Source organism: Micromonospora sp. NBC_00389, from assembly GCF_036059255.1.
Classification (GTDB): domain Bacteria; phylum Actinomycetota; class Actinomycetes; order Mycobacteriales; family Micromonosporaceae; genus Micromonospora.
In genome coordinates, this window is the sequence record NZ_CP107947.1 from 2,845,132 (window position 1) to 2,866,192 (window position 21,061).

Sequence of the window (21,061 nt, forward strand, 5' to 3'; positions counted from 1 at the left end):
TCCGCGCGTCACTCGAACAGGCCGGCCGGCGGTGCGTGGTTGCCCTCCTTGACGTCCGAGTAGTCGCGAGCCTCGGCCACGAGGCCAGCCTCGTCGAACCGCAGCAACGTGCAGCCGGAGACGGTCACGGGTTTGTCCTTGACGTGGATCACCGCCCAGTACTCCACCGCTGCCGCATCGCCGTCGACCTGCGGCTCGGCGAACCACACCTGAGCGGGGCGGGTCTCCTCGGCGAAGCACTCCTCCAGATAGATCCGAAGGCCGGACCGCCCACGGTACGGACGAAACATCGAGGCCCAGTGGTCGCCGCTCTCGCTCTGCAGGGCGGTGAGCGCCTCGACGTCCCTGACCGGCCAGGCATCGGTCCAGGTCCTGGCCCACCGTTGGGCCGCCTCTCGAGTGTCCACGTACGCCTCCTCTGTCAACCGGCACCTCTGTCATCGCCTGTCGTACCACTGGCCCCTGACATCCCAAGGGACACTGCCTACTCCTGAGCCACCAGCCGTGCGACCGTCTGGGCGAGGAGCTTCGCCCGCGCCTCCGGGGTACGGGCCTTGAGCAGCGGAAGGATCACGGCGTACCGGGCAGATCGGCCGAGCCGTTCGAACGCGGCGGATGCGCGGGGGTCACCGGTGAACGCGGCCGTGAGATCGGGCGGCACCTCGGCGGTGCGCTGCGACTCGTACGCCGCCTCCCAGCGGCCGGCGGCCTTGGCGGCCGCGACTTCCGCGAGCCCGGCGGCCCGCATCCGGCCGGCCGCCGTCAGCGCTTCGACCTTCGCCACGTTGACCTGAGACCACGAACTCCGCGGGCGTCGGCGCGAGTACCGCTGGAGGAACGAGACGTCGTCGAGGCCCTTGCGGTGGCCGTCGATCCAGCCGTAGCAGAGGGCCACGTCGAGCGCGTCCGCGATCGCGATCGAGGCGAGCCCGGAGTGTCGCTTGGCGATCCGCAGCCACGCCTCGCCCCGCACCTCGTGCCGCGCGGCGAGCCAGGACTCCCACGCCTCGGCATCGGGAAAGTCGAGGACGTCCACGTCATGCCGGCTTCATGGAGGAGAGGATGTCGAGGTATTGCGGGTTGTTCATGACGCCCAGCACGTTGCCGAACGGGTCGACCACCGCGGCCGTGACGAACCCCTCGTCCCCGTGCGGGGTGATCGGCTGGTACTCCGTGGCGCCCATCGCCAGCAGTCGCCGCACGGTGGCGTCGAGGTCGTCGACGTGCCAGTGCATGACCGCGCCGCCGGGCCCGGTCGCGCCGGGCGGCGCGTACCTGCGGTCGATGATGCCCAGCTCTCCCTGGTAGTCGCCGATCCGGAACTCGGTGTAGGCCGGGCGTCCGTCGGGCCCCGACCGCAGGAAGTACGCCTCCTGGCCCAGGAACTCCGCGTACCAGGCCGTGGCCGCTGCCACGTCGTCCGCCCAGATGTTGAGTGTGGCGAATCCTCGCAGGCTCATTACGCGTCCTCTCGTCGATGTCTTCCGGGTCACGGTATCGACGATTGCGGAAGGTGAGCTTCCGCAATGACGGGCACGGTCGGGAATTGTCGGCGGCCGCACCCGTCAGAAGAGGGCCAGAGGCTCGACCGGTATCGGTTCGGGCAGTGCTTCCAGCTCGGGTACGCGGGCCCGTACCTCGTCGTGGAAGCGGCGGGCGAGCACGGGCGCGTCGGCGTTGTCCGGGGTGTGGATGAACACCGTGGGCGAGCGCCCCTCGCGCAGCCAGTCGGCGGTGACGTCGACCCAGCGCTGCCACCCCTCGACCGTCCGCGTGGTGTCGTCGCGGCCGAGGTAGCGGACGATCGGGCGATCGGTCAGCGCGAGCGACCGGAGCGGTACGCGCGGCTTCTTGGTCCAGGCATCTCGTTCCGCGTCGCTGGTCGGCGGGCTCGCGAAGAACGCGGTGGTGTCGAAGGGGATCCACTCGGCGGCCGCGGTGGTGAGTGCCTCCGCGAGGAGCCGGGCCGCACGGGGGTCGTCGAAGAACGCGGGATGGCGGACCTCCACGGCGTACCGGTGCGACCTGGGGAGCTGGCCCAGAAACCGGCTCAGTGTCGGGACGTCGGTGGGGGAGAACGAGCCTGGCAGTTGGATCCAGAGGGCGTGGGTGCGTGGGCCGAGCGGCTCGATCGCGTCCAGGAAGGCGCGCAGCGGGTCCTCGAAGTCGGTGAGCCGACGTTCGTGCGTGATGACCTTGGGAAGTTTGAGGACGAACCGGAAATCGGGATCGGTCTGCCGGGCCCACGATGTGACGGTGTCCCTGGCCGGCGTCGCGTAGAAGGTCGTGTTTCCCTCGACGGCGTCGCACCAGCTGGCGTAGTGCCGTAGGCGCTCCTGTGGTGGAAGCGGATGCGCCAGCAGTCGTCCCTGCCACGACTTGTGGGTCCACATCGCGCATCCCACGTGAAGCCGCATGACCGCCCTTCCTCGGGGTGAACCGCGCCTGACCGGAGCCCACGGTATACGCGCCGCCGGTGGGAACGGGACCGACGGTACGGCGGGTAGGGTCCCACGCCATGCGCGTGCTGTTCGCCAGCTTGGCGTCCGTCGGTCACACCTACCCGCTGATCCCGCTGGCGGTCGCGGCGCGGGAGGCTGGTCACGAGGTGCACTTCGCCGCCGGTGCGGAGGTGCACGCGCCGCTGGCCGCGAACGGCCTGCGGCCGTTCCGCCCCGGCGACGCGTTCTACGAGGTGTACGCCGAGGATCTCGAACCGGAACTGGCCCGGTTGCGCCCCGACCTGGTGGTGCACGAATGGGGACTGCCGGGCGCGGCGATCGCCGCCCAGCGTGCCGGCATTCCCGGTCTCTGGCACGGGTTCGGTCGGATGTTCCCCGACGGCATCGGTCTCGAACTGCCCACGAAGACCGGCGAGGTCGCCGGCCGTCCGCACCTCGACATCTGCCCGCCCTCCTTGCAGGACAGGGACTTCCTCGCCACGGAACGCCGGATCGAGCTGCGACCGGTCCCGTTCTCGACGCCGGCGGCGCTGCCCGAGTGGGTCAGCCGTCACGCGTCCCGGCCACTGGTCTACCTGACCCTCGGTACGGCGTTCGGCACGCCGGAGCTGCTGGCCACCGCCATCGCGGGGTTGGCGACGCTGGACGCGCGGGTGGTGGTGGCCGCCGGTCGGGTGTCCCCGGATCAGCTTGGCGGGGTGCCCGAGCAGGTGACCGTGCACCCCTGGGTGCCTCAGGCGGAGCTGCTGCCGTACGTCGACGTGGTGGTGCACCACGGCGGCAGCGGCACCACCCTCGGGGCGCTCGCGGTCGGTGTTCCGCAACTGATCCTGCCGCAGGGTGCCGACCAGTTCGCCAACGCCGACGCGGTCAGCGCCGCCGGTGCCGCCTTGCGCCTGCTCCCCGAGGAGGTGAACGCGGACGCCATCGCCGAACACACCCGGAGGCTGCTGCCGCGCCAGGGGAGCGCCGAACATCGCGACGCGGCCCGGACGATCGCCGAGGAGATCGCCCGCATGCCCTCCCCGGCCGCCGTCGCCCGCCGCCTACCCGAGTACGCCAGGGCGGGATAGACCTACCCGACGGTCAGGTCGAGCGTCGCGAGCTGCGTCGGGTCGGCCACCACCTCGATGCCGATGATCCGGTCGGTGACGATGAAGCTGATCGCGAGCCGGAGATCCCCGCCGAGGTTCACGACCGCGCCGGGCACCCCGTCGACGTACGCCGGAGACGCTGCCTGGGCGCGGCCGTTGAAGAAGCCGGCGATCGCGGCCGAGCCGTGCGTCTCGGCGGCTGACCCCAGGCCTGCGGCCACCGGATCGGCGCGCATGACGACGTGCGGGTCGAGCAGGCTGACCAGGTCGTCGAACCGGCCCTCCCGCGAGGCGGCGAGGAAGGCCTCGACCACCTGCCGCTGACGGGCTGGGTCCGTCTCCCGGACGGTCCCGCCCTGGTGCACCCTGCGGCGGGCTCGGCTGGCGATCTGGCGGACGGCGGCGGGACTGCGATCGACCACGGCTGCGATCTCCTCGAACGAGACCGCGAACATGTCGTGCAGGACGAACACGAACCGGTCGGTCGGCGCGAGGGTGTCCAGGACGACCAGGAGCGCTCGGCCGACCGACTCGGTCAGCATGGCCTCCCGCTCCGGGTCGACCGGCCCGCCGTCCGACGGGTCGGGCTCCGGTGTGGCGGTGTCCCACGGCTGCTCGGGACGGGTGGTACGCGTTCGCAGCCGGTCCAGGCAGACCCGGCCGACGGTGGTCGTCAGCCATCCGGGCAGGTTGTCGATGCCCGCGATATCCGCTCGGCTGAGCCGTAGCCAGGTGTCCTGGACGGCATCCTCGGCCTCGGTGTCGGAGCCCAGCATTCGGTGGGCGACCGCCCGTAGCCGCGACCGGTTCTCCTCGAAGCGTCGGGCCAGCAGGTCCGCCTCGCTCACGACCGCTCCGCCCCCGGGCGCACCCGAGCGGTCCTGTGACCGCTGACACATCTGTCACGCCGTCGGCTCGCGGGCCGACATCCCAGTGACAACCGGGACGTCGTAAGGCGAGACATGCCGGGCAGCCTAACAAGACGGGACGACAGAAATGATCATCGAACCGCGCATCCAGAACCCCGCCGGCCTGCTGCCGGACGCCGTGAAGGCGATCAATCTGCTCTACAAGGCCGCGCACTCGGTCGGGGTGGCGGGCAGCACGCTGGAGTTGGTGCACGTGCGGGTCAGCCAGATCAACGGATGTGGCGCCTGCGTCGACTCCGGGGCCCGGGGCGCCCGAAAGGCTGGTGAGACCGAGGAGCGGCTGTTCTCGGTGGCCGCCTGGCGGGAGACCCCGTACTTCACTGAGGCGGAGCGGGCCGCGCTCGCGCTCGCGGAGGCGGCCACCCGGCTCGCCGACCGGGCCGATGCCGTGCCCGACGACGTCTGGGCGGAGGCGGCTCGGCACTTCGGCGAGACGGAGCTGGCCGCGATCGTGCTCTGGGTGGCGACCAGCAACTTCTTCAACCGGCTCAACGTCACCACCCGGCAGCCGGCCCCGCAGGCATGGGGCTGACCGTGCGGTGACGAGGCAGCCCGGGGTGCCGTGCCGCACTCCGGGCTGCCGGCGATCGTCAACTTGAGGTTGACGACGAGGGATGCGTCAACCTATGGTTGACGCATGACGGATCCTATTCAGATGACCAATCCGGTTCGCCTCGACGACCTGATCCAGGCGATCAAGAAGGCGCACACCGACGCGCTCGACCAGCTCACCGACGCCGTGATCGCCGCCGATCACCTGGGTGACGTCGCCGACCACCTGATCGGGCACTTCGTCGATCAGGCGCGGCGCTCGGGCGCTTCCTGGACCGACATCGGCCGCAGCATGGGGGTCAGCAAGCAGGCCGCGCAGAAGCGCTTCGTGGCGAAGGCGTCGACCGAGGCGGCGGCGCTCGACCCGAACGCCGGCTTCGGCCGGTTCACCCCCCGCGCCCGCAACGTGGTGATGGCCTCACAGGAGGAGGCCCGCGCCAGCCGGCATGCCGAAATCGGCCCGGAGCACCTGGTGCTGGGCCTGCTGGCCGAGCCGGAAGCGCTGGCAGCCAAGGTGATCGTCGCCCGGGGCGTACCGCTGGAGACCGTGCGGGAGACGGTCAGCGCCGCCCTCCCGGCGCCGGCCGACCAGGTGCCGGACCTCATCCCGTACGACGCGCGCGGCAAGAAGGCGTTGGAGTTGACCTTCCGGGAGGCGCTGCGGCTCGGGCACAACTACATCGGCACCGAGCACATCCTGCTCGCCCTGCTGGAGCAGGAGGACGGCACGGGAGTGCTCACCGACCTCGGGCTGGAGAAGGCCGCCGTCGAGGCCGACCTGCTCGCTGCCGTCGCCGCGGTCGCCGGGCAGAAGTGACCTCCCGGGGTCAGGGCGTCGGGAAGCCGTAACGCAGGGCGTGCTCCGGATCGGCTGGGTCGATCTGGCGTACGCCCGCGTCGGCGAGCCGCTTGTTGACCTCGTCGAGTTGCTCGCGTACCAGTCGGGCCTCCTCCTCGGTGACCCGTCCCCGATGTGGCTTGCCCGCGTGTTCCAACGTCCCGTAGTCGATCTTCTCGGCGCTCTTGCGGGCCTTGGGCGGACGGACCCGCTCGGCCGTCTTGAGTAGCTGTGCCATCGGCACGTCGGTGGCCATCGCGTCGAACTCGCTGGCGGTCAGCACCACCCGGCGCGGCTCGCCGCCGCCGTGCCGGTCATGGATCTCGACCACCGCCACGTCCAGCGCGGCATCATCGACGTTCTCCACCTCGGTCGGAGTGGCATCCAGTTGCACGGGCCCGGCGATCAGGTCTGGGTGCTCCAGGACGACGATGCGGACCACCTCGTCGTCGCTCTGCAGAACCGTGCCACTGAAGTCGGAGACGTGGATCGTCTTCTTGCCCATGCGCGGAGCTACTCCTGTCGTAGGCCGGGATTCCGGACCAGAAGAAATTACCCGACAGGTGTGCGAAAACCCGCGTTGGACGGCTCGGGTGTGTCGTGGTCGGTACTGCCGGAGTCAGCGGGTGTTGAGGCCGGGCCGGGCGGAACTGCCGGCCGGCAGCCTGTTCAGCTCCGCCCAGGACAGGGCGGCCGCGCCTTTCGTCGTACGGGTCCCGCGGTATCGCGGCTGGGCCGGAAAGCGTTCGGCGGGCTCCGTTGACCGCCAGAGTCGCTCGGGGTCCTGCTGGTAGCGGTCGTTCGGCTGAATCGGCATGACCATACCGTCCCAAAGAAAGGTGTCCATGTATGGAAATAGATATGACGGTCGATCGGGTTCCGTTTGCCGGCACGGGATTGACGGTGACCCGAGCCGTACCCCGGGTGCCGCGTCGGTAATCGACCGGATCGGTGAACTCGACGAAAGAGTGATCCTCGTCGCTCGGCCGGGTACCCCCGGGGGGTATAGGCTACGGGTCATGGAGAACGCGAATCCCACTCGACTGGCCGTCGCCGCCACCCTGCACTGCCTGACCGGCTGCGCCATCGGCGAGGTGCTCGGCATGGTCATCGGCACCGCACTCGGCTGGTCCGACCTGGCCACCATCGCCCTCGCCGTCGCGCTGGCGTTCGTCTTCGGCTACGCGTTGACGGTCCGCCCGGTGCTCCGCTCCGGACTGCCGCTGGGCCGGGCGATCCGGGTGGCCCTGGTCGCCGACACGCTCAGCATCGCGGTCATGGAGGTGGTGGACAACGGCGTCATGCTCGCCGTGCCGGGCGCCATGCGGGCCGGCCTCGCCGACCCACTGTTCTGGGGCAGCCTGGCCGGCGCGTTGGCGCTGGCCTTTGTGGTCACCGTGCCGGTGAACCGGGCCCTGATCGTCCGCGGGAGGGGACACGCGGTCGTGCACCAGCACCACCACGGGGAGCACCACCCCACCACTCCGGCGGCGTCGTAGACTCCGGCCCCGGCCCCGACGGATCGCCCCGCCCGGTAGCGTCGCCCGGCGTACGGTGATCCACGACGGGCCGGGTGACGGGGAGGTACGCATGCTCGACCGGCGGCTTCAGCTGCACCTGGCCACCTGGCTCGGCCAGTGGCCGGCCGGGAAGGGGCTGCACGTGGTTGCCTCGCACCGGCGGGCCAGACCGGCCTGGGATGGCCGGCTGCGCCCGGCGCTCGCGGTGGACAGCGGTGAGAGCGCCGTGCTCTCCGTCCCGCCGGACCGGGTGGCGGCGATCCGCGCGCTGGCCCGGCGTACGCCGGACCGGCTGCTGCCGGCGTTGCCGGAGGCCGTCGGGTTGCCCGACTGGTGTGTGCACGACGGTCCCTTCCGGTGGAGCCTGGCCCCCGCGCCGCTGCCCGATGTGGGGGAGTGGACCGAGTCGACGGCCCCCGGCCTGCCGCCCTGGCTTCGGCTGTTCGACCGTCCGGTGCTGGTGGTCCGCGACGCGGACGGCAACTACCTGGCTGGGGCCGGGATGAAACGGCACGACGCGTACGGGCAGGAGTTGGCCATCGGCACCGTGCCCGCCGCCCGGGGTCGCGGCCTCGCCCGGCGGCTGGTGGCGCAGGCGGCCCGGCGGGTGCTCGACGAGGGGGCGATCCCGACCTACCTGCACGAGCGGGACAACGCCGCCTCGGCCCGGGTCGCGGACGCGGCAGGCTTCCCGGACCGGGGCTGGCGGGCGTACGGGGTCTATCCGCGCTGAGCGGCACCGCGAGTGCCCGCGCAGCGCTGTCGTCGTAGGGCGCGGACCGTGGATCCCGGGCCGGATCCACGGTCCGCAACCTCCCCCCAGGTCCCGGTTTCGGGCGACCGGCCGCCCGCTGGGCAGGGCCGGTTCGTGTCGATCACGCTACGTATCGAACACGCTCGGTGCAAGGTGTGAGCTGTCGGTTCGGAGTGTCGAATAGCGGACTTGACCTGCGGTGGAGTCGAGCGAAGCTGCTGGCCGGGTCAGTGACGTAGCGTGCGGATGAGGTCGAGGACCTGTCGGGTCACCGGGCGAAGTACCCGCAGCCGGGACAGCGCCACCAGCCGGTCGATCAGCGGCACGACGCCGTCGATCAGCTGCCGGGTCTTGGTCTGCCCGGGAGATCGGTCGTGTACCCAGTAGAGGACCACGCCCATGTACGCCAGCCAGAGCAGCTCGGGCAACTGGGGGCGCAGTTCGGCGTCGACCTTGGCGGTCGAGCCCGTCAGCACCTCGGCGAAGAGGTCGATCGCCGCCTGTCGGGGGCTGGACGACTCTGCGGAGAAGGGGCTGAGCGGGGAGGTGGGCTCCGCCGCCGTCTTGAAGAAGGTCGCCGCGAACTCGTGCGACGGGGTCAGCACGTCGATGCCGGCGTGCAGCACTCCGGCGAGCCGGGCGGCGAACGCGTCCTCCCGGTCGAGCACCGGTTGGGCGGCGGCCCGGTGCTCGACCTGGGACTGGGCGTAGAACTCCTGGATCAGGTGGTCCTTGGAGCCGAAGTAGTAGTAGGCGTTGCCCACCGCCACGCCGGCCTCCTGCGCGATCGCGCGCATTGTGGTCTGGGCGTAACCACGCTCGCGGAACAGCCGCATCGCGGTGTCCCGGATCAGCTGCCGGGTCTGCTCGCCCCGGGCGGTCGCAGGTTCACCCGCAGTGGTCGTCGGCGCAGGCTGCTCGGTCATCGGGGTCACCGTATCCCGCTGGTTCGTCCGTCGGCTCGGCCCACGGATCGCGAACCCGCTCCCGGATCGCTGAGGCGGTGGCCACCACCTGCCGGGCGAGCGGCAACAGGCTCGGTCGGGCCAGCCGTTCCGCCGTGGACCGGTGGTCGGCCAACGCCCAGAGGCAGGCGAACCAGGCGCCGTCGCCCGCGTACACCTCGCCGGTGTCGGCCACCACGGTGAGGTCGCGCAGCGTCGCGTCGTGGTCCAGGCCGGGAAAGCGCCGCCGGGCCTCGGCCGACCCGGCGGGCACGAACTCCAGGGGTACGAGCTGGGCGTGGGATGCCAGCCATCGGCGGGCGGTACGGCAGAGCGGGCAGTTCGCGTCGAACAGGACGGTGAACCCCCGGATCCCACCGCCCCCGTGTGCGGTGGGATCCGGGAGTCGGCCGGAGCCGTCGGTCGGTGGGAGCGTCATCGGGTCGGCGGTGGATTGGTCACCGGCCCGGCGCCCGGCTGCGCCCCGATCGGGTATGAGCCGACCGGTGAGGACGGCATGGGCAGCCGGCCGATCGGTGCGATGGGCGGGTGGGTGGCGAGCTGGCGGAGCCGACTCCGGCGGTAGCGGCCGAGCGCGAAGACGTTGAAGAAGTGCAGCGCGCCGAGCACCAGCAGCACCAAGCCGATCTTGAGGGATAGCTCTTCCATCGCCTGGCTGGTCGAATCCACCGGGTCGGGGTGCTTCATCGCCACCGTCACGTAGCCGAGGTTGAGCAGGTAGAAGCCAACCACCAGGAGGCTGTTCACCGCTCGGGCCAGCCGCTCGTCGGCGAACACCTCCTCCAGGAATACCTGTCCGTTGCGGGACAACGCCCGGGCCACCCAGATGGTCAGGCCGATGCTGACCGCGAGGTAGATCAGGTACATCCAGACCTTGATGTCCATGCGCATAGGCCCTTCTTGAACGTGTTCAACTACCGACGGTGTCAGCGTAGGGCAGTTCTTGAACGTGTTCAAGAGAGGATGGTGGGCCGTTCCCGGCCCGACCGGTTGCCGCTCTGCCTCAGCCGGACAGTCCGAGCGCCTCGGCGGCCGCCCGGCCGTTGGCGTGGCTCGCGCCGTACGTGGTGACGAAGGCGCGTACGCCCGCCGGGCGCCACTGCGCCGGCCAGCCCATCTCCACCACGGTCACCGGGTGGTCCGCGGCCAGGCCGGCGATCAGCTCCGGGCCGCCGGGCAGCCGGTGCAGGTGCCGCCCGACCAGCACGATCGGCCGGTCACCGGCCAGCCCGCGCAGCGTCGCCTGATCGGTCTCGGCGGCGATCACCCGGACCTCCTGCACTCCGTCCAGGTGCGGACCGAGGCCCCACGGCACCCGCCCCTCGGCGATGGTGGACTCGGTGTGCAGCTGCACCACCAGCGGACGGTCCAGGCCGGTGAGCACTCCGTCCACCCGGACCGCCCGGCGCGCGGCCGCGTACCCCAGATCGGTTTCGGTGGCGGTCGCCGATGCGCCGGCGGCCCGGGTCCAGGCGGCGAGCGCGGCGGCGCGGCCGGCCGCCTCCTCGACCCGGGAGGTCGCCAACCGACCGTCGGCGAGCGCGTCGACGATCTCGGCGGCCACCCGCTCGACCAGCGCGGCGTCGACCTTCGCGCCGATGCAGAGCAGGTCGGCGCCGGCGGCCAGAGCGCGGACCGCGGCCGGCCCGACACCGCCAGCGGCCACCGCGGCGCCCTTCATCTCCAGTGCGTCGGTGATGACGGCGCCGGTGAAGCCGTACTCGGTGCGGAGCAGGTCGACCAGGACGGCCCGGCTGAAGGTGGCCGGACCGGTGCCGGTCAGCTCCGGCACCCGGATGTGCGCGGTCATCACCGCGCGCGCCCCGGCGGCCACGACCGCGGCGAACGGCGGCAGGTCGCGTTGGCGCAGCAGGCTCAGCGGGACGTCCACGGTGGGCAACTCGTGGTGCGAGTCGGTGATGGTGGCGCCGTGGCCGGGGAAGTGTTTGGCGCAGGCGGCGACGCCGGCGGCCTGTAGCCCGCTCACGGCGGCGGCCGAGTGGGCGGCCACCCGTACCGGGTCCGCGCCGAACGACCGGGTGCCGATCACCGGGTTGTCGTCGGCGGTGTTCACGTCCACCGTCGGGGCGAGGTTGACGGTGATGCCGAGTGCGGCCAGCTCGGCGCCGATCGCCTGGTAGACCCGTCGGGTGAGCGCCACGTCGCCGATCGCGCCGAGGGCGGCGTTGCCGGGGTACGGGCTGCCGGTGGCGTGCGCCAGCCGGGTCACGTCGCCACCCTCCTCGTCGATGGCGATCAGCACGTCCGCGCGGCCGACGCGCAGGGCGGCGGTGCTCGCCGCGACCTGGGCCGGGTCGTGCACGTTGGTGCCGAAGAGGGTGTGCCCGGCCAGCCCGTCGGCCACCAGGTCAACGGCCCAGTCCGGCGGGATCGGTCCCGGGTACGCGGCAAGCAACGTGCCGAGCGCGAGCCGGCGTAGTCCTGGATCCAGCCCCACGTGATCTTCTCCTCTCGGTGCCCGGCGGGCATGAAACGTCGTACGGCGGTGGTCATCGCCCTGCCGGGTCGGCCGAGCGTTCCACCTCCGGGTGGCCGTTACGCTACGGCTACCCGTTCGCAGGTCGGTTTACAGTTAGCAAAGTTTACTAAAACTAAAGGACGTGGCATGAGTGCGACCCGGCTGCCCGGCACCCCCCGCCTGTTGCGGGCGCTCAATGACCGTGCGGCGCTGGAACTGCTCCTCGAACGCGGCCCGTTGACCCGGGCCCGGCTCGGTGAGCTGACCGGGCTGTCCAAGGTCACCGCCTCCCAGTTGGTCGAGCGGCTGGAGGAGCGCGGTCTGGTCAGCCGTGTCGGCGAGCAGGCCGGTGGACGAGGGCCGAACGCCCAGCTCTACGCCGTACGCCCGAGCAGTGCCCACGTGGTCGGGGTGGACGTCGGGGCGGATCGGGTGGTGGCTGCCTGCGCCGACATCACCGGCGCGGTCATCGGCCGGGTGGAGCAGTCCACCCGGGACACCGACGACCCGGTGGGCGTGGTGCACAACGCCGTCGTGGAGGCCGCGAGCAGCGCCCAGGCGCAGCTGAGCAGCGTACGGCGGATCGTGCTCGGCACGCCGGGCCTGGTCGACCCCGGCACCGGTGACATCACCTTCGCCTTCAATCTGCCGCGCTGGCACAGCGGGGTGCTCGCCGCCCTGCGCGACGACCTGCACACGCCGGTGGTCTTCGAGAACGACGTGAACCTGGCCGCGGTGGCCGAGGCGCAGTCCGGCGCCGCGCAGGGGCTGACCGACTTCGTGCTGGTCTGGGTGGGCGCTGGCGTCGGCCTGGCGATCATGCTGGGTGGGCGGCTGCACCACGGGAGCAGCGGCGCGGCCGGTGAGATCGGCTACCTGCCGGTGCCCGGCGCGCCCATCCCACGCGACGTCTCCCGCCGCGCCAAGCCGGCCTTCCAGCAGTTGGTCGGGGCGGACTCGGTGCGCGCGATCGCCCGCGAGTACGGCTACCCGGACGCCGACGCCGCCGGCGCGGTTCGCGCGGCCGTCGCCGACGGTGCCGGTGGCGGCCCGATGCTCGACGAGTTGGCCCGCCGGCTCGCGCTCGGCGTGGCCAGCACGTGCGTGGTGCTCGACCCACCGCTGGTGGTGCTCGCCGGTGAGGTCGGTCAGGCCGGCGGCGCGGCGCTCGCCGACCGGGTGCAGCAGGAGGTCGCGGCGATCACCCTGGTCCGGCCTCGGGTGGTGCCCACCGGGCTGACCGAGGAGCCGATTCTGCGCGGTGCGCTGCGTACCGCGCTGGACGCCGTCCGCGACGAGGTGTTCGGCTCCACCGTCGGCTGAGCCCGCTGGCGGGGTCATGTGAAGGAATATTTCACCGCCGGCCATCGTGCTGCAAGCTCTTGCCGCATCCATCCGTTCCGGTCCGCGGGCCGCCCGGACCAGGGCGGGCGGCCCGCAGCAGGCGGGGCCGCCCGGCCCAGGCGGACGGCCCGGCGGAGGCTCACATCAGGTCGCGGCGACGGAACACGGCGAACGCCGCCGCCGTCAACCCGCCGGTGAGCACGAGCAGTACCGCCAGGGCCGGCGCCCAGGTCAGCGAGTAGAACCCGTCGCAGAAGCCGCCGCCCACGCTGTCGCCCCTGCAGAGCTGGCCGTCGTAGAACCGCGCCTCACCGCTGAGCCACGCCCCGATGTAGCTGGAGAGCATCAGCTGGTCCGGGCGCGGGGCGTCGACGATCTGCAGCACCAGCCGGGCGCCCAACTCCCAGACCACCGCGTACGCGGCGACCGCGCCGAGCGCCGCCGAGGTGTGTCGGCCCAGCGTGGCGATGGCGAAGCCCAGCGCGCTGGCCAGCAGCACCAGCACCAGGCCACGGCCGTGCACCGCCCCCAGTGAGCGCCAAAAGTCCCCGCCCAGCCGGCCGGCCAGACCGGCCGTCTGCCCGATCACCCAGAACGTGGCGAGGTAGACCAACGAGGCCGTCACCGCCAGCGCCAGCACCGTGCCGAGCAGGGTGCCCAGCTTGACACCGAGCACCGTCATCCGGCGCGGTCGCCAGAGCAGCAGGTTCACCACGCCGCCGGAGTTCAGGTCCGCGCCGATGTAGGAGGCGCCAACCAGGAACCCGAACAGCACCAGGAACGCGATGAGGAAGTAGAGCAGCGGGCGGGCCTGCTGGGCGAAGCTGAACACCCCGGGGAGGAAGTCGGCGGCGATCGGCAGCCGGTCCTGCCGGATCGGGTCGATCTCCGAACAGTCGGAGGGGTAGTACAGCTCCGAGTCGCTCGACGGGAACGTGCCGTTCTTTCGGGCCAGGCACTGCTGGAAGTGGTTCTCCATGCTCTGCCGCGCCTCGGCGGCCTGCGCCCGCGCCGTGCTGAGTTCGCTCGGGGTGGGCTTGTGGGAGCCGGCCAGGGTGGTCGCCGCGGTGACGGCGAACGCCAGTGCCAGCAGGACGACCATGAGCTGCACGAAGCGACGCGCGGACAGACGCTCCAGCTCGGCACGAACCAGGTTCACGCGTCCACTCCTCGATCAAGATTGATCACAGCGTCACCCTCAACGTCGGGCGGCAGCGCCGAGTCGTCCACCTGGCGGGGCACCGACGGGTGCCCGCCGGCGCCGGTCAGCTCGAGGAAGACGCTCTCCAGATCGGGCCGCAGCGGGGTCAGCTCGCCCACCCAAAGCCCCTGCTCGCCGAGCACCTGGCTGATCGCCGCCGGGTCGGTCACCCCGCCCACCACCAGCGCCCCGCCATCGACGGTCGCCGCCATTTCGGCCGCGCGCAGCAACTCGGCGGCGCGCTCCGGCTCGGCCACCCGGACCAGGAACTCGTGCCGGTCGTGGCCGGCCAGCACCTCGTCCACCCGGCCGGCCGCCACCCGCCGCCCCTGCGAGATGATCGTGACGTGGTCGCAGATCAGCTGGATCTCGGCCAGGATGTGACTGGACACCAGCACCGTCACGCCGGCCGCCGCCAGCGACCGCATCAGGTCCCGCATCTCCCGGATGCCGGCCGGGTCCAGCCCGTTCGCCGGCTCGTCCAGGATGAGCAGCTGCGGATCCTTCAGCAGCGCGGACGCCACCGCGAGGCGCTGCTTCATGCCCAGCGAGTAACCCTTCACCCGCTCGTCGCCCCGGTCGTGCAGGCCGACCAGTTCCAGCACCTCGTCCACCCGCGAGGTCGGCACCCCACCGGCCCGGGCCAGCAGCCGCAGCGTGCGGTGCCCGGTGAAGTTGCCGAAGAACTGCGGGCTCTCCACGATGGCGCCGACCCTGCCGGCCACCCGGGGCAGTTGCTGCGGCGACGGCTCGCCGAGCACCCTCATCTGCCCGCTGTCGGCCCGGACCAGCCCGAGCAGGGCACGCAGCGTGGTGGTCTTGCCGGAACCGTTGGGGCCCAGGAAACCGTGGATCTGGCCCGCCTCGACCAGCAGGTCGAAGCCGTCGACCGCGACCCGTCGGCCGCTCCGCAGGCTCTGAAAGGTCTTGCGCAGACCCTCGATCTCGATGACCGCGCTCATTCGCGCGACTCCGTACCTCGACCGGACATGGTCGGTCCTCCGGGTGTGGTGATCAACGACACGGTGCCTCACCCTATGGCCGCGGCGCCGCCCGCGGGGGGCACCGCCGCGCTGCGTGGTTGGATGGTCCGGTGACTGGTGACCTGATCCGCGGCGCTGCCGGCGCCGCCTCCGCCTCCGCACCCGTGGACCCGGATCTGGTGGTCAGCCTCGACAGCGTCGGTGTACGCCGGTCCGGCACCGCTCTACTGCAGGACCTGACCTGGCGGGTCGAGCTGGACGAGCGCTGGGTGGTGCTCGGTCCCAACGGGGCCGGCAAGACCACCCTGCTCAACCTCGCCGCCGGCCGACTGCACCCCACCACCGGTGTCGCCCACGTGCTCGGTGAGCGGATCGGCCGCACCGACGTCAACGAGCTGCGCACCCGGATCGGGCTCTCCACCGCCGCGCTCGCCGAGCGACTGCCCGCCGACGAGCGGGTCAGCGACGTGGTGGTGACCGCCGCCTGGTCGGTGGTCGGCCGCTGGCGGGAGAGCTACGAGCGCGGCGACGAGGCGCGGGCGCGGGCGCTGCTGAGCCAACTCGGCATCGGCGGCCTCGCCGAGCGCCGCTACGGCACCCTCTCCGAGGGTGAGCGCAAGCGGGTGCAGATCGCCCGCGCGCTGATGACCGACCCGGAGCTGCTGCTGCTCGACGAGCCCGCCGCCGGGCTCGACCTGGGTGGCCGCGAGGACCTGGTGGCCCGCCTGGCCGAGCTGGCGTACGACCCGGACGCCCCGGCTCTGGTGCTGGTCACCCACCACGTGGAGGAGATCCCGCCGGGATTCACCCACGCACTGCTGCTGCGGGAGGGCGTAGCCGTCGCGCAGGGCCTGCTCGCCGAGACGCTGACCGGCGACAACCTCTCCAAGACCTTCGGCCTGCCGCTGGTGGTCGAGCGCTCGGGCGACCGCTTCACCGCCCGCGCCGCCTGAGCCCGGGACAGGGCGGGAGGTCACCGTGCCGCAGACCCGGGTGGTCGTGGTGGGCAGCGCCAACATGGACCTGGTCGCGATGGCGCCCGCGCTGCCCCGACCGGGCGAGACCCTGCTCGGCACCGACTTCGTGATGGTGCCCGGCGGCAAGGGCGCCAACCAGGCCGTCGCCGCCGTCCGGGCCGGCGCCTCCTGCGCCTTCCTCGGTGCGATCGGCTCCGACGCGTTCGGCGTGACCCTCACGGCCCGGATCGCGGCGGCCGGGGTGGACACCGGCCAGCTGCGGGTGGTCTACGGCGCGTCCGGGGTGGCGCTGGTGATGGTCAACGCGGAGGGGGAGAACGCCATCGTGGTGACCCCCGGCGCGAACGACGCGCTGCTCGGCCTCACCGAGGAGGAGCTGGCCACGGTCCGTGCGGCGGACGTCCTCGTCGCCCAGCTGGAGATCCCGGTGCAGACGGTGGCCGACGCCGCGGCGGCCGCCCGCGCCGCCGGCACCCGGTTCATTCTGAACGCCGCACCGGCCCGGGATGTCCCGCCGGAGCTGTTCGCGGCGGTGGACCTGCTGGTCGTCAACGAGGGTGAGGCGCAGGCGTTCACCGGCCGAGGTCGGGAGCCACGGGCGCTGCTCGACCTGGTGCCCCGAGCCGTGCTCACCCTCGGCGGCGAGGGTGCCTGGTACGTCGACCGCGAGGGCGCCGAGGTGCACGTGCCCGCCGTCCGGGTCGACGTGGTCGACTCCACGGCGGCGGGCGACGCGTTCACCGCCGCCTTGGCCGTCGGTTGGGGCGAGGGACGGGACCTGGTCGACGCGGTGCGCTGGGCGGCGGCGGCCGGCGCGGCCTGCGTGCGCCGGCTCGGCGCCTCGGTGGCTCTGCCCCGCCGCGCCGAGATCGACGAGCTGTACGCCCGGGGCTGACCCGCCCGCGCTACGCCGGCCGGCCCGTCGCCGCTCCGGTGCGGAAAGCCCGGCGGTACGCCGACGGCGAGGTCAGCATGACCCGACCGAAATGGTGGCGGTAGGTGACCGGGGTGTCGAAGCCCACCGCGCCGGCGATCCGCTCGACCGGGCCGTCGGTCTCCTCTAGCAGCGCCAGACTGGCCCGGACCCGCTGGTCGATCAGCCACCGGATCGGGCTGGTCCCGGTGGCCCGGGCGAAGTGCCGCAGGTAGGTGCGGGGCGACATGTGCGCCCGCCCGGCGATCTGGGCCACGGTCAGCGGCTCGGCGAGGTGCGCGAGCGCCCAGTCGATACTGGCGGCGATCCGGTCGTCGTCCGGGTCGGTGGTCACCGGCGCCTCCACGAACTGGGCCTGCCCACCGTCGCGGTGCGGGGGGATCACCAACCGACGGGCGACCGCGTTGGCGATCGCCGAGCCGTGGTCCCGCCGAACCACATGCACGCAGAGGTCGAGCCCGGCGGCGCTGCCGGCGCTGGTGAGCACGTCGCCGTCGTCGAGGTAGAGCACGTCCGGGTCCACCTCGACCCGCGGGTACCGCCGCGCCAGCAGCTCCGCGTACTGCCAGTGGGTGGTGGCCCGCCGCCCGTCCAGCAGCCCGGCGCCGGCCAGCGCGAACGCGCCAGAGCAGATCGACATGATCCGGGCACCCCGCCGGTGCGCTCGACGCAGGGCGCTCACCAACTCGGATGACGGGTCGGCGGTCACGTCGGGCACGCCGGGAACGATGACCGTCTGCGCCGCCGCCAGCTCCGCCAGGCCGTACGGGGTGTGCAGGCTGGCCCCACCGACGACCGGCACCGGCCCGGGCCGCTCAGCGCAGACCACCAGGTCGTACCAGTCGACGTCGAACTCGGGCCGGGGCAGTCCGAACACCTCGGTGACGATGCCGGTCTCGAACACCGACATCCCCGGGTACGCGAGCACGGCGACGCGGTGCCCGGCGGCCGGCCGACGGGCCGTTGGCAACGGGAGTGGGTTGGCGGCCACGGCGCGGGTCGGCATGGCGGGATATTAGCGCAGGACGTCGTTTCCGCCACTCGTCCGGAGCGGGGACGGCGGCCAGGATCGGTGCATGACCTACACCTTTGCCGTCCCGGCGGCCGATCCGGCCACCGCCGCCGCCCACCTCCTCGCCCGGCTCAGCGTCGAGACCGACGTCAGCGACGTGCACGCCGACCTGTCCGCCCGGACTCCCGGGTTGGTGGTCATCGACTCCCGGGGGGAGGCCGCCTGGGCGCAGGGACACCTGCCGGGGGCGGTGCACCTGCCCACCGCCGAGATCGCCACCCGGGCTGCCGGGCTGATCCCAGCCGGGTCGCCGGTGGTCACCTACTGCTGGGGGCCGGGCTGCAACGGTGCGACCCGGGCCGCGTTGGAGTTCGCCCGGCTCGGCCACCCGGTCAAGGAGATGCTCGGCGGGTTCGAGTACTGGGTGCGGGAAGGGCTACCGGTGGTGACCGGGACCGGGGTGACCCGTCGCCCGGTCGACGACCTGACCGCGCCACGGTCAACGATCACCTGCGACTGCTGACGCGGCGGCGGACAGGTCGCCGCTGGCCGACGAGGGCTCAGACGGCGTCGTCGCTGAGCTTCTCGCCGCGCCGGCGCAGCATGCCCAGCCCCGGGATGCCGGCCACGGCGAGCTTGAGGTCGCGGGTGACGTCCAGCAGGTCGTGCAGGTCGGGCCCGACCCGGTCGAGGGTGGCGAGGATCGGCAGGATGTCCGCCGTCAGGTGCTCCTTGAGCTTGGGCAGCTCGTCGATCAGGTGGATCGCCGCGGTGATCTCCTCATGGCTGAGCTGCTCGACGAACCGCTCGGTCATCGGTGCGGCCCGCCGTAGCGTCGGCTCGTACGCCGCCAGCAGCTCCGCCGCCGTGGCGGCCGCCTCCGCCGCCGTGCCCACGGTGACGGCGGCCCGGCCAGCCACCGCATCGGCCTCGGCGACCACCGTGCCGGCCACCCGGGCGACCTTGTCGGCCTCCTGGACCAGTACGGCGGCGGCCGCCGCCACCTCGGTGGCGGTGTCGATGGCGGTGGTCGCGGCGGCGCTGATCACGGCCACCTCGCGGACCGCCGTCTCGGCGTCGGCGAGCACCTGGTCGGTCCGGTCCAGGGTCGTCTCGATCCGGTCCACCACCCCGTTGATTCGGGCCAGCAGCGCCTCAACCCCGTCCAGCACCGCGAACGCGCGGGCGGGCACGGCGGCGAACGAGGCGGCCGAGCCGAGCGCCTGGTCGAGAGCGGATCGGGTCAGGCCGACCACGGCGGCCGGTGTGGGGAGGGGAATCGCCATGGGATCAAGTGTGCGTCGGCCGCACCACAACCGCCCGACGGCGCTCGGCCGGCGCGCTCGGTGGAGCGTCGGGCGGGTCGTCCGACGGTAGGGTGCCGGCATGTCGGCACCCACGCCGCACCGCCCGCCGAGCACCCGCACCGCCGTCCTGCTCGCCGTGCTGGCGGTGGCCGCCGCCGCGCTCGGCACGCTGGTGCTGGTCCGGGCGGACGCCGGCCTCACCGCCCGGCACGTCACCGTCGCCGGGGTGCCGATGACCGAGGTGCGTGCCCGCCCTCCGACGCCCGGCGTCCGGCGGCCCGGGGTGGTGATCGCGCACGGCTTCGCCGGCTCGGCTCAGCTGATGCGCCCGATCGCCGACACCGTCGCCCGGCGGGGAGCGGTCGCGCTGCTGTTCGACTTCGCCGGACACGGTGCCAACCCGGCCCGGCTGCCCGGCGCGGGCAGGGACACGTCCGCCGCCACGCTCGCCGCCGACCTGGACGCCGCCGTCGGCTACCTACGCTCCCGGCCGGACGTCGATCCGGACGGCATCGTCCTGGTCGGACACTCGATGGGCGCCGGTGCGGTCACCCGGTACGCCAGCGGGCACCCGGAGATCGCTCGAACCGTGGCGATCTCGCTGCCCGACGCCAGCGAGCTGTCCCCGGGCCGACCGGCGGAGCTGCTGCTGATCGTGGGCGGTGCGGAGTTCCCCGCCTTCCGCCGGGCGGCTGACGATGCCGTCCGGCGCGGCGCGGGAACGAGCCGACAGCCAGTGGTGGTGGTGCCCGGTGCTGAGCACATCTCGGTGCTCTTCGCCCCGCGTACCCACGAGGAGATCGCCGGCTGGCTGCCCATCGCCGACGGCACCGCCCAGCCGCGACCGACCGCCCGGCTCGCCGGGGCAGCGCTGCTGGTGTTCGCCTTCGGCATCGGCGTGGTCCCGCTGGCGGCCCTGCTCCTGCCGCGCCCGGCGACCGACCGCCGACCGACCGAGCCACCCTCTGGCCGGGAACCCGACGCCCCGACGCAGACCAACAGCCCAGCGCCGGCCGGGAGTCCGGCGCCGGCCGGGGACCGGGTGCCGTTCGGTGGCCTGCTGCTGTTCACGGTTGCGGTGCTCGCGGCCGGCGGCGGCGCGGCCGTCGCGGCGGTGCTGCCGACCGCCTGGCTCCCGCTCGCGGTCGGCGGCTACGTCACCGGCTCCCTGCTGGTCACCGGCGTGCTGTTGGTCGCCGGTCAGCGTTGGCTGCCGGGCTTGTTCGGCGCGTCGCCACCGCCGTCCGGCACGGCCGCGCTGGCGGGCCGGCGGGCACCGGCACGGACCGCCGTCGCGGCGCTGGTGCTGACCGGGTACGCCGTCCTCGCCGTCGCCCTCCCGATCCACCTCGGACTGACCTCGGGGCTGCCGGTCGGTGCCCGCTGGTGGCTGCTCCCGTTGGTGGCGGGCGCCTGCCTGCTGTTCCTGCTGGGCGTCGAGCTGGTCGCCGCCGGGCGGACGGGGCGACACCTGCTGGTCGTCGCGGTCACCGTGCTCGTGCTGACGGCGTCGGCGCTGGTGGGTCTGGCGCCCGGCTTCGTCGTGCTGGTGGTGCCGCTGTTCGCGTTGCTGCTCGGCTGGCAGGCCGCCTGGGCGACCGTGCTGCGCCGGTACGCCGGTCCGCGCTGGCTGCCGGCCGCGTTGGGTGCCGCCCTGGTGAGCTGGCCGATCGCCACCACCCTGCCGTTGACCTGACCTGACCTGACCGG

General features: G+C 72.8%; 25 protein-coding genes. 10 read left to right on the forward strand and 15 right to left on the reverse strand.

All coding sequences use genetic code 11. The annotated features are described in order from the left end of the window. Positions 1-8: 8 nt before the first annotated feature. The 4 genes from OG470_RS13550 to OG470_RS13565 all read right to left on the reverse strand — a co-directional run bounded on the left by OG470_RS13550 (position 9) and on the right by OG470_RS13565 (position 2,393). A complete protein-coding gene (locus OG470_RS13550; RefSeq protein WP_328424233.1) occupies positions 9-407 on the reverse strand; it encodes a nuclear transport factor 2 family protein in 399 nt (132 codons plus the stop codon). Between the two features lie 77 nt (positions 408-484). Further along, positions 485-1,036 carry a YdeI/OmpD-associated family protein gene (locus OG470_RS13555; protein ID WP_328424235.1) on the reverse strand — a complete coding sequence of 184 codons (552 nt, stop codon included), beginning with the start codon at positions 1,034-1,036 and terminating at the stop codon, positions 485-487. Position 1,037: 1 nt separating this feature from the next. Then, positions 1,038-1,460 carry a VOC family protein gene (locus tag OG470_RS13560; RefSeq protein WP_328424237.1) on the reverse strand — a complete coding sequence of 141 codons (423 nt, stop codon included), beginning with the start codon at positions 1,458-1,460 and terminating at the stop codon, positions 1,038-1,040. Positions 1,461-1,565: 105 nt separating this feature from the next. Continuing rightward, complete coding sequence (locus OG470_RS13565; RefSeq protein WP_328424239.1) at positions 1,566-2,393, reverse strand: DUF72 domain-containing protein; 828 nt, start codon at positions 2,391-2,393, stop codon at positions 1,566-1,568. 125 nt (positions 2,394-2,518) lie between these two features. On the opposite strand from OG470_RS13565, the gene OG470_RS13570 reads away from it, so the two are divergent. Further along, entirely contained in the window at positions 2,519-3,535 is a 1,017-nt protein-coding gene (locus OG470_RS13570; protein WP_328424241.1) for a glycosyltransferase, read from the forward strand. A 2-nt stretch (positions 3,536-3,537) separates the two neighbouring features. Here the strand turns inward: OG470_RS13570 and OG470_RS13575 are convergent, their stop codons facing one another. Further along, positions 3,538-4,404 (reverse strand): sigma-70 family RNA polymerase sigma factor, encoded by an 867-nt coding sequence (locus OG470_RS13575; protein ID WP_328424243.1) that lies wholly within the window; start codon positions 4,402-4,404, stop codon positions 3,538-3,540. Positions 4,405-4,552: 148 nt separating this feature from the next. On the opposite strand from OG470_RS13575, the gene OG470_RS13580 reads away from it, so the two are divergent. Together OG470_RS13580 and OG470_RS13585 are read left to right on the forward strand one after the other, a co-directional pair. Further along, entirely contained in the window at positions 4,553-5,017 is a 465-nt protein-coding gene (locus OG470_RS13580) for a carboxymuconolactone decarboxylase family protein (RefSeq protein ID WP_328424245.1), read from the forward strand. A gap of 105 nt (positions 5,018-5,122) precedes the next feature. Continuing rightward, positions 5,123-5,854, forward strand: a complete 732-nt coding sequence (locus tag OG470_RS13585; RefSeq protein WP_328424247.1) for a Clp protease N-terminal domain-containing protein — start codon at positions 5,123-5,125, stop codon at positions 5,852-5,854. Between the two features lie 10 nt (positions 5,855-5,864). Here OG470_RS13585 and OG470_RS13590 read toward each other — a convergent pair whose 3' ends face one another. Beyond that, entirely contained in the window at positions 5,865-6,380 is a 516-nt protein-coding gene (locus OG470_RS13590) for a hypothetical protein (RefSeq protein ID WP_328424249.1), read from the reverse strand. 114 nt (positions 6,381-6,494) lie between these two features. Further along, a complete protein-coding gene (locus OG470_RS13595; protein WP_328424251.1) occupies positions 6,495-6,692 on the reverse strand; it encodes a DNA repair protein in 198 nt (65 codons plus the stop codon). Positions 6,693-6,894: 202 nt separating this feature from the next. Between OG470_RS13595 and OG470_RS13600 the strand changes: the two genes are divergently transcribed. Then, positions 6,895-7,374 carry a DUF4396 domain-containing protein gene (locus OG470_RS13600; RefSeq protein ID WP_328424253.1) on the forward strand — a complete coding sequence of 160 codons (480 nt, stop codon included), beginning with the start codon at positions 6,895-6,897 and terminating at the stop codon, positions 7,372-7,374. 91 nt (positions 7,375-7,465) lie between these two features. Continuing rightward, positions 7,466-8,128: a GNAT family N-acetyltransferase gene (locus tag OG470_RS13605; protein ID WP_328424255.1), complete on the forward strand. Its 663-nt coding sequence runs from the start codon at positions 7,466-7,468 to the stop codon at positions 8,126-8,128. Between the two features lie 248 nt (positions 8,129-8,376). On the opposite strand, the gene OG470_RS13610 is transcribed toward OG470_RS13605, so the two are convergent. From OG470_RS13610 to OG470_RS13625, 4 genes are all read right to left on the reverse strand, one after another. Next, positions 8,377-9,075 carry a TetR family transcriptional regulator gene (locus OG470_RS13610; RefSeq protein WP_328424257.1) on the reverse strand — a complete coding sequence of 233 codons (699 nt, stop codon included), beginning with the start codon at positions 9,073-9,075 and terminating at the stop codon, positions 8,377-8,379. Then, positions 9,038-9,532: a thiol-disulfide oxidoreductase DCC family protein gene (locus OG470_RS13615; RefSeq protein WP_328424259.1), complete on the reverse strand. Its 495-nt coding sequence runs from the start codon at positions 9,530-9,532 to the stop codon at positions 9,038-9,040. The genes OG470_RS13610 and OG470_RS13615 overlap by 38 nt, the downstream gene beginning before the upstream one ends. After that, a complete protein-coding gene (locus OG470_RS13620; protein ID WP_328424261.1) occupies positions 9,529-10,005 on the reverse strand; it encodes a hypothetical protein in 477 nt (158 codons plus the stop codon). The genes OG470_RS13615 and OG470_RS13620 overlap by 4 nt, the downstream gene beginning before the upstream one ends. 112 nt (positions 10,006-10,117) lie before the next feature. Further along, positions 10,118-11,572 (reverse strand): glycoside hydrolase family 3 N-terminal domain-containing protein, encoded by a 1,455-nt coding sequence (locus OG470_RS13625; RefSeq protein WP_328424263.1) that lies wholly within the window; start codon positions 11,570-11,572, stop codon positions 10,118-10,120. A gap of 168 nt (positions 11,573-11,740) precedes the next feature. On the opposite strand from OG470_RS13625, the gene OG470_RS13630 reads away from it, so the two are divergent. Next, positions 11,741-12,916: an ROK family transcriptional regulator gene (locus OG470_RS13630; protein WP_328424265.1), complete on the forward strand. Its 1,176-nt coding sequence runs from the start codon at positions 11,741-11,743 to the stop codon at positions 12,914-12,916. Between the two features lie 160 nt (positions 12,917-13,076). Here the strand turns inward: OG470_RS13630 and OG470_RS13635 are convergent, their stop codons facing one another. Next, positions 13,077-14,096: an ABC transporter permease subunit gene (locus tag OG470_RS13635; protein ID WP_328424267.1), complete on the reverse strand. Its 1,020-nt coding sequence runs from the start codon at positions 14,094-14,096 to the stop codon at positions 13,077-13,079. After that, positions 14,093-15,100, reverse strand: a complete 1,008-nt coding sequence (locus tag OG470_RS13640; RefSeq protein WP_328424269.1) for an ABC transporter ATP-binding protein — start codon at positions 15,098-15,100, stop codon at positions 14,093-14,095. Before OG470_RS13640 ends, OG470_RS13635 begins: the two co-directional genes overlap by 4 nt. A gap of 131 nt (positions 15,101-15,231) precedes the next feature. On the opposite strand from OG470_RS13640, the gene OG470_RS13645 reads away from it, so the two are divergent. Both OG470_RS13645 and OG470_RS13650 read left to right on the forward strand, forming a co-directional pair. Beyond that, positions 15,232-16,074: an ABC transporter ATP-binding protein gene (locus OG470_RS13645; RefSeq protein ID WP_328424271.1), complete on the forward strand. Its 843-nt coding sequence runs from the start codon at positions 15,232-15,234 to the stop codon at positions 16,072-16,074. Positions 16,075-16,099: 25 nt separating this feature from the next. Beyond that, positions 16,100-16,993 (forward strand): ribokinase, encoded by an 894-nt coding sequence (locus OG470_RS13650; RefSeq protein ID WP_328424273.1) that lies wholly within the window; start codon positions 16,100-16,102, stop codon positions 16,991-16,993. A gap of 10 nt (positions 16,994-17,003) precedes the next feature. On the opposite strand, the gene ftrA is transcribed toward OG470_RS13650, so the two are convergent. Further along, on the reverse strand, positions 17,004-18,038 hold the full coding sequence (ftrA, locus tag OG470_RS13655) for a transcriptional regulator FtrA (RefSeq protein ID WP_328424275.1): 1,035 nt from the start codon (positions 18,036-18,038) through the stop codon (positions 17,004-17,006). Between the two features lie 70 nt (positions 18,039-18,108). Between ftrA and OG470_RS13660 the strand changes: the two genes are divergently transcribed. Next, on the forward strand, positions 18,109-18,567 hold the full coding sequence (locus tag OG470_RS13660) for a rhodanese-like domain-containing protein (RefSeq protein ID WP_328424277.1): 459 nt from the start codon (positions 18,109-18,111) through the stop codon (positions 18,565-18,567). A gap of 37 nt (positions 18,568-18,604) precedes the next feature. On the opposite strand, the gene OG470_RS13665 is transcribed toward OG470_RS13660, so the two are convergent. Then, positions 18,605-19,330, reverse strand: coding sequence for a hypothetical protein (locus OG470_RS13665; protein WP_328424279.1), 726 nt, complete (start codon positions 19,328-19,330; stop codon positions 18,605-18,607). 100 nt (positions 19,331-19,430) lie between these two features. Here OG470_RS13665 and OG470_RS13670 point away from each other — a divergent pair, with 100 nt between their 5' ends. Beyond that, the gene (locus OG470_RS13670) at positions 19,431-21,047 is read left to right on the forward strand and encodes a dienelactone hydrolase family protein (protein ID WP_328424281.1); all 1,617 of its coding nucleotides are present in this window, start codon (positions 19,431-19,433) and stop codon (positions 21,045-21,047) included. The last annotated feature ends 14 nt before the right edge of the window (positions 21,048-21,061 follow it).

Coding starts and splice junctions, on each gene's coding strand:
- OG470_RS13605 (WP_328424255.1), top strand. CDS start 7,466: ATGCTCGACCGGCGGCTTCAGCTGCACCTGGCCACCTGGCTCGGCCAG.
- OG470_RS13600 (WP_328424253.1), top strand. CDS start 6,895: ATGGAGAACGCGAATCCCACTCGACTGGCCGTCGCCGCCACCCTGCAC.
- OG470_RS13580 (WP_328424245.1), top strand. CDS start 4,553: ATGATCATCGAACCGCGCATCCAGAACCCCGCCGGCCTGCTGCCGGAC.
- OG470_RS13660 (WP_328424277.1), top strand. CDS start 18,109: ATGACCTACACCTTTGCCGTCCCGGCGGCCGATCCGGCCACCGCCGCC.
- OG470_RS13595 (WP_328424251.1), bottom strand. CDS start 6,692: ATGCCGATTCAGCCGAACGACCGCTACCAGCAGGACCCCGAGCGACTC.
- OG470_RS13565 (WP_328424239.1), bottom strand. CDS start 2,393: ATGTGGACCCACAAGTCGTGGCAGGGACGACTGCTGGCGCATCCGCTT.
- OG470_RS13610 (WP_328424257.1), bottom strand. CDS start 9,075: ATGACCGAGCAGCCTGCGCCGACGACCACTGCGGGTGAACCTGCGACC.
- OG470_RS13640 (WP_328424269.1), bottom strand. CDS start 15,100: ATGAGCGCGGTCATCGAGATCGAGGGTCTGCGCAAGACCTTTCAGAGC.
- OG470_RS13585 (WP_328424247.1), top strand. CDS start 5,123: ATGACGGATCCTATTCAGATGACCAATCCGGTTCGCCTCGACGACCTG.
- OG470_RS13570 (WP_328424241.1), top strand. CDS start 2,519: ATGCGCGTGCTGTTCGCCAGCTTGGCGTCCGTCGGTCACACCTACCCG.
- ftrA (WP_328424275.1), bottom strand. CDS start 18,038: ATGCCGACCCGCGCCGTGGCCGCCAACCCACTCCCGTTGCCAACGGCC.
- OG470_RS13670 (WP_328424281.1), top strand. CDS start 19,431: ATGTCGGCACCCACGCCGCACCGCCCGCCGAGCACCCGCACCGCCGTC.
- OG470_RS13615 (WP_328424259.1), bottom strand. CDS start 9,532: ATGACGCTCCCACCGACCGACGGCTCCGGCCGACTCCCGGATCCCACC.
- OG470_RS13560 (WP_328424237.1), bottom strand. CDS start 1,460: ATGAGCCTGCGAGGATTCGCCACACTCAACATCTGGGCGGACGACGTG.
- OG470_RS13620 (WP_328424261.1), bottom strand. CDS start 10,005: ATGCGCATGGACATCAAGGTCTGGATGTACCTGATCTACCTCGCGGTC.
- OG470_RS13630 (WP_328424265.1), top strand. CDS start 11,741: ATGAGTGCGACCCGGCTGCCCGGCACCCCCCGCCTGTTGCGGGCGCTC.
- OG470_RS13590 (WP_328424249.1), bottom strand. CDS start 6,380: ATGGGCAAGAAGACGATCCACGTCTCCGACTTCAGTGGCACGGTTCTG.
- OG470_RS13665 (WP_328424279.1), bottom strand. CDS start 19,330: ATGGCGATTCCCCTCCCCACACCGGCCGCCGTGGTCGGCCTGACCCGA.